At 64.3% G+C, this 6416-nt stretch carries 3 protein-coding genes and 1 riboswitch; of the genes, 1 reads left to right on the top strand and 2 read right to left on the bottom strand.

The window, feature by feature from the left end:
* Positions 1–71 precede the first annotated feature (71 nt).
* Together ovoA and gcvP are read right to left on the bottom strand one after the other, a co-directional pair.
* Positions 72–2225, bottom strand: a complete 2154-nt coding sequence (ovoA, locus tag VJR68_RS16940; protein ID WP_324149693.1) for a 5-histidylcysteine sulfoxide synthase — start codon at positions 2223–2225, stop codon at positions 72–74.
* A gap of 325 nt (positions 2226–2550) precedes the next feature.
* On the bottom strand, positions 2551–5421 hold the full coding sequence (gene gcvP / locus VJR68_RS16945) for an aminomethyl-transferring glycine dehydrogenase (RefSeq protein WP_324149696.1): 2871 nt from the start codon (positions 5419–5421) through the stop codon (positions 2551–2553).
* A gap of 39 nt (positions 5422–5460) precedes the next feature.
* Positions 5461–5565: riboswitch (glycine riboswitch) on the bottom strand.
* A 210-nt stretch (positions 5566–5775) separates the two neighbouring features.
* Between gcvP and VJR68_RS16950 the strand changes: the two genes are divergently transcribed.
* Positions 5776–6195 (top strand): VOC family protein, encoded by a 420-nt coding sequence (locus VJR68_RS16950; RefSeq protein WP_324149699.1) that lies wholly within the window; start codon positions 5776–5778, stop codon positions 6193–6195.
* Positions 6196–6416: the final 221 nt, after the last annotated feature.

The raw sequence follows: 6416 nt of genomic DNA on the forward strand, positions 1-6416 counted from the left end.
GGAGCAAAGTCACTGGGCCCCGGCTTTCGCCGGGGCGACGGTGGGGTTGCTGGAGCGATGGAGGCGACGGTTCACGCGCGCCGCCGCCACAGCGTCACCTCGGACAAGGTGTGCTGGAACTTGCGCCGCGTCTCGCGTATCACGAACGGCACCGCGCGCGGTTCGCCCAGCCGCTGGAAGTGCGTGCCGAGCACGGCGTCCAGGCCGTCCAGCGTGGTGAAGCTTTCGCCGTCCTTCTTGTAGCCGCCCAGCCAGTCCGCGCGTGGCGTGTGTTCGGCGAGCCAGGTGTAGGGCGAGGTAATCATCAGGATGCCGCCGGGATTCAACCGCTCGTGGATCGCTTCGAGGAACTGCGCGGGGTTGTACAGGCGGTCGATCAGGTTGGCGGCGAGGATGAAGTCGTAGCCGCCGAATTGCGGCTTGAGGTTGCAGGCGTCGCCCTGGAAGAACTCCACCTTCGCGGCCGTGTCCGCGAGGCCCAGTTCGGCGAGGCTGCGCGACTTGTACTCGACCAGCTCGCCTTCGTCGGCCAGCAGGTAACGCAGGCTGTCGCCGCGCGCCAGCGCCACGCCCTGGCCGATGAAGCGGGCGGAGAAATCCACGCCGGTGACCTGGCCGAAGTGGCGGGCCAGCTCGAAGCTGGCGCGGCCCGAGGCGCAGCCGAGGTCCAGCGCCTTGCGCTTCGGTGCGTCGGCCAGCGCATCCATCGCCAGCTCCACCAGCGCCTGCGAGAAATTCGGCACGCCGAAATAGCTGTCGCCGTAGTGGAACTCGGCGTATTCGCTGAGCAGCTTGTCGGTCTCGTAGTGCGAGGCCGGCGCGGGCTTCAGGTGCTTCGACACCACGTAGCGGAAGCCGGCGTGCTGGAAGAAGTGGCGGCGGAACGCGTAGCGCGAGGCGGGCTCGGCCTCGTTGCCGGTGGCGATCCACGAGCCGCCCTTCATCAGGTTGTGGCGGCCGTCGAAGGTGGGCGTGGTGAAGTCGTCGTAGATCGGATGCACCTGGAAGCCCTCGAACGGGTAGATGGCGGTTTCCGTCCACTGCCAGGCATTGCCGGCGACGTCGTAGAACTCGCCCTGCGCGAAGCGGTTCACCGGGCAGGACGAGGCCCAGTGCGCGAGGTTGAGGTTCGCGTCCGGCGCCTCGCCGTCCGGCGCGCCGCGGCGGCTTTCGGCGTACAGGCGGTACCACTCGTCCTCGGTGGGCAGGCGCACCGGCTGGCCGCCGTGCGCCGATTTCCAGCGGCAGAACGCCTTGGCTTCGTGATAGTTCACCTCCACCGGCCAATCCCATGGCATAGCCACTTCGGCGGTCATCAGGCGCAGCTGCCAGCCCTCGGCGGAGCGGCGCCAGAACGTGGGGTGGGCGGCCTTGGCGAATTCGCGCCAGGCATTGCCCTCGTCTTCCCAGTATCCGGATTGGGCGTAGCCGCCGTCCTCCACGAAGGCGAGGAATTCGCGATTGCTCACCAGCATGCGGCTGGCCTCGAAGGCCGGCACCTCGGCCTCGTGGTGGCCGTACTCGTTGTCCCAGCCGTAGACCGCGCTGGCGGTGTCGCGGCCCAGCGCGACCTTGCCGGCCGGCACTTTCAGCAGCGTGTTTTCCGGCGCCGCGCCGCTCTGTGGGCACGGCTGCCACGCGGGGTGCGGCTTCACGTAGGCCAGCTTGTGCTGGCGGATCAGCACGGACGAGGTTTCCAGATGGATGCGCTCGTGCTCGATGCCCATGACGATGGCCCACCACGGGTGGTCCCAGGCTATCGGCAGTTCCAGCGGCGCCTCGTCGATCAGGCGGGTGACCAGCGCACGCACCTTGTCGCGGTAGGCCTGCACCTCGGCGATGCTGGGCCAGTCGTAGTGCGCGTCGTTGAGGTCGTCCCAACCCATCTCGTCCACGCCCACCGCGAACACGGATTCCAGGTGCGGGTCGATGCGCTCCTCGATCATCCGCGTCAGCAGCAGCTTGTTGACGAAGAACGTGGCGGTGTGGCCGTAGTAGAAGATCAGCGGATGGCGCAGCGTGATCGGCGGCTCGTACCAGGCCGCGTCGACGGCCAGCGTCTTGAACAGCGACTCATAGCGGTCGAAGGTGCTGATGAAGTAGTCGCGCAGCGTCGCACGCATTCGTGCGGGATCGGCTTCGTGCAGGTTCGGCGTGCGCGGCAGCGGCGTGGTGGTGGCAGCGTCGGTACGACGGCCGGCTTCGGCGAGCGTGGAAGCGTTCAAGGCGATACCTCTCGATCCCGGGGAATGGACGGCGCCTGGGGCCTCGCATTCTGGCACGCGCGGCGGCGTGCGGCCCCTGCAGGCATGTGCAAAGTACACATGCGGGGAGATGGCGCGGATTCAATGCTTCAGTTCTTGCGATCGTTCCTGATCGCGAGGATCAAAAAGGGCGGCCATCCATGGCCGCACTCCTCAAACGAAAAAGCCCCGCACTTGGCGGGGCTTGGGTGCGTGCCTGGCGTAGGTCGGGCTTCAGCCCGACGTGCCTGAGCGTGCCTCGCAGGTCGGGATGAATCCCGACCCACGGGCATGGCTGCCTTTCTGCTTACGCCTCGACTTCTTCCTTGTACGCATCCACCGGGATGCAGGCGCACATGATGTTCTTGTCGCCGTAGACGTTGTCCACGCGCGCCACCGGCGACCAGTATTTCTGCAGCTTCAGGCTCGGCAGCGGGAAGGCGGCCAGTTCGCGCGGATAAGCGTGCGTCCATTCCGTGCCGGTGACCATCGTGGCGGTGTGCGGTGCGTTCTTCAGCGGGTTGTCTTCGCGATCCAGGCGGCCGTCTTCGATGGCGCGGATTTCGTCGCGGATCTGGATCATCGCGTCGATAAAGCGATCCAGCTCATGCATCGATTCGCTTTCGGTCGGTTCCACCATCAGCGTGCCGGCCACGGGGAAGCTCAGCGTCGGCGCGTGGAAGCCGAAATCGATCAGGCGCTTGGCCACGTCTTCGGCGCTGATGCCGGTGCTGTCCTTGAGCGGGCGCAGGTCGAGAATGCACTCGTGCGCCACCAGGCCATTGCGGCCGGTGTAGAGCGTTTCGTAATGCGATGCCAAACGCTTGGCGATGTAGTTGGCGTTGAGCAACGCCACCTGCGTCGCTTTACGCAGGCCCTGCTGGCCCATCAGCGTGACGTACATCCAGGAGATCGGCAGGATGCTGGCGCTGCCGAAGCTGGCTGCGCTCACCATGCCCACGTTGCCTTCGCCGCCGAGCGTGCGCGGCAGGAACGGCGCGAGATGCGACTTCACCGCACACGGACCGACGCCCGGGCCGCCACCGCCATGCGGAATGCAGAAGGTTTTGTGCAGGTTGAGGTGCGATACGTCGGACCCCCACTTGCCGGGCTTGGCCAGGCCGACCAGCGCATTCATGTTGGCGCCATCGGTGTACACCTGGCCACCGTGCTGATGCACGATTTCGCAGATGCGCACCACGTCTTCCTCGAACACGCCGTGCGTGGAAGGGTAGGTGATCATCAGCGCGGCGAGACGGTCGGAATATTTTTCCGCCTTGGCGCGGATGTCTTCCACGTCGACGTTGCCGTTGCTGTCGCACTTGGTGACCACCACCGTCATGCCGCACATCTGCGCGGAAGCGGGGTTGGTGCCGTGCGCGGATTCGGGAATCAGGCAGATGTCGCGCTTGTCGTCACCGCGCGAGCGGTGATAGGCGCGAATGGCCAGCAGACCGGCGTATTCGCCTTGCGCGCCGGAGTTCGGCTGCAGGCTCACCGCGTCGTAGCCGGTGCATTCCACCAGCATCGCTTCCAGTTCGTCGATCAACTGCTTGTAGCCTTGCGTCTGGTCGGCCGGCGCGAGCGGATGGATGCTGGAGAATTCCGGCCACGTCACCGGAATCATCTCAGCAGTGGCGTTGAGCTTCATGGTGCAGCTGCCCAATGGGATCATGGTGCGATCAAGCGCCAGGTCCTTGTCGGCCAGCGAGCGCATGTAGCGCAGCAGTTCGTGTTCGCTGTGATGGGTGTTGAACACTGGATGCTGCAGGAAGGCTTCCTTGCGCAGCAGCGCGGGCGGCAGTTCGTCCGGCGTGGTGGCGTTCGCTTCGTCGATGTCGACGATCTCGGCGCTGAACAGCTTGGCCAGCGCCATCACGTCGGCGCGCGTGGTGGTTTCATCCAGGCTGATGCCTACGCTCTGGCCGTGGATCTGGCGCAGATTCAAGCCGGCGCTTGCGGCCTTGGCGTGGATCGCATCGGCATCCACGTTGGTGATGTGCAGCGTATCGAAGAAATCGGTACCGATCGTCAAACCGGCGCGACGCAGCGCAGCGGCAAGAATGGCGGCAAAGCGATGCGTGCGGTAGGCAATACGCTTCAAGCCATCCGGGCCGTGATACACCGCGTACATGCTGGCCATCACCGCCAGCAGCACCTGCGCGGTGCAGATGTTGGAGGTGGCCTTCTCGCGGCGAATGTGCTGCTCACGCGTCTGCAGCGTGAGGCGATATGCCGGCTTGCCCTCCACATCCACCGACACGCCGATCAGGCGACCCGGCATGGAGCGCTTGTATGCATCGCGGCAGGCAAGGTACGCCGCGTGCGGGCCGCCGAAACCGAACGGCACGCCGAAGCGCTGGCTGTTACCGATCACGATATCGGCGCCCCAGGAACCAGGCGAGGCGATCAGCGTCAATGCAAGCAAATCCGTCGCGACGGCCACGATGCCGCCGCGTGCATGGACGGCTTCGGCCACCGCGCGATAGTCGCTGATCTGGCCATAGGTGTTCGGGTACTGCAGCAGCACGCCGAAGCTGTCCACATTGGACACGTCGGCGGGTTCACCCACATGCAATTGGATGCCAACGCCGTCAGCGCGCGTATGCAGCACTTCCAGCGTTTGCGGATGGACGTCGCTCGCGACAAAGAACACGTTGCTCTTGGATTTTGCCGAGCGCTTGGCCAGCGCCATCGCTTCGCCGGCGGCGGTGGCTTCGTCCAGCAGCGAGGCGTTGGAGATATCCATGCCGGTGAGATCAGCCACCATGGTCTGGAAGTTGATCAGCGCTTCCATGCGGCCTTGCGAAATCTCCGCCTGGTACGGCGTATACGCCGTGTACCACGCCGGGTTCTCGAGAATGTTGCGCAGGATGACGTTCGGCGTGAGCGTGCCGTAGTAGCCCTGGCCGATGAAGTTCTTGAACACCTTGTTCTTGCGCGCGATGGCGCGGATCTTCGCCAGCGCTTCTTCTTCCGTGATGCTGGCCGGCAGCGCCAGCGGTGCTTGCGATTTGATCTGGCCCGGCACGATCGCGTCGGTCATCGCTTCCAGTGAGTTGTAGCCGATCGCGCTTAGCATCTGCGCGATTTCGCTATCGTTGGGGCCGATGTGGCGCTCGATGAAAGCGTCGTGGTGCTCGAGATCGCGCAGGGAAGGGGAAGAATTCTGGGTCATGGGCAAGGGCGTCCGAAGAAAACGTGCAGGCCGCACGCGGGGCGCCCCTCTGTCCTTTTGCCTGAGAGTTTGGAAGCCAAGGCTTTGCCTGTGCTTCGTGCCCCTTCGGCGCCGGATTCAACCGGTCTCTCCAGAGTCTTGGGTAAATGGCGGTATGGGGCCTGAGCGATTACGGGCGTTGCGCCTTCGGCAGCGGGTGTTTGCCCGCTTCTCCCACCATGTACGTCAAGGGCGGCATTATACCTCGTCGCGGCCTCGCGGCTGGTGGGTTGGGGTGCGAACCCCAGCATTCGCCATGTTTGAAGATAAAGATGTTGGGGTTCACACCCCCAACCTACGCGTCGGGCAAAAGACATGAACAAACCACCTTTCCGCCTCGAGCAACTCGACCACATCGTCCTGCGTGCCTACGACGTGCCCACCATGCAGGCGTTCTATTGCGACGTGCTCGGCTGCAGCGTGGAGCGCCGCCAGGAGGACATCGGCCTGGTGCAACTGCGCGCTGGCGATTCGCTGATCGACCTGGTCAGCATCGACGGCAAGCTGGGCCGTTACGGCGGTAAAGGGCCCGGCACGGAAGGGCACAACATGGATCACCTGTGCCTGAGCGTGGCCGATTACGACGAGGGCGCCATCCTGGCGCACTTGAAAGCGCATGGCGTTCGAGTGGGCGAGATCGGCAGCCGTTATGGCGCCAAGGGCGAGGGCCCTTCCATTTATCTGTTTGATCCGCAAGGCAACATGGTGGAGCTGAAAGGGCCGCCCTTGGCCTAGGGATGCTCTGATCTATGCCATGCACCCGCGCATACAGTGCGGTGACGGGTATATGGCATAGATCAGAGCATCCCTGGGCAATTAATGCACTTGGCCAATGCATACGTATGCTTAAAAAAAGCATGGGCCATAGGTCATGGATTTAACGTTTGTGACGTAGTTCTCGTTATAATGCGTGCTTCCCAGGGCGCGTATGCCTGCTTGCCGTCCCCAACGGTGCA

The organism is Dyella sp. (assembly GCF_035277725.1).
In the GTDB taxonomy this organism is placed as follows: domain Bacteria; phylum Pseudomonadota; class Gammaproteobacteria; order Xanthomonadales; family Rhodanobacteraceae; genus Dyella_B.

Bases quoted from the DNA above. Each gene is read 5' to 3' on its own strand.
- gcvP (WP_324149696.1), bottom strand. From the start codon at position 5,421: ATGACCCAGAATTCTTCCCCTTCCCTGCGCGATCTCGAGCACCACGAC.
- VJR68_RS16950 (WP_324149699.1), top strand. From the start codon at position 5,776: ATGAACAAACCACCTTTCCGCCTCGAGCAACTCGACCACATCGTCCTG.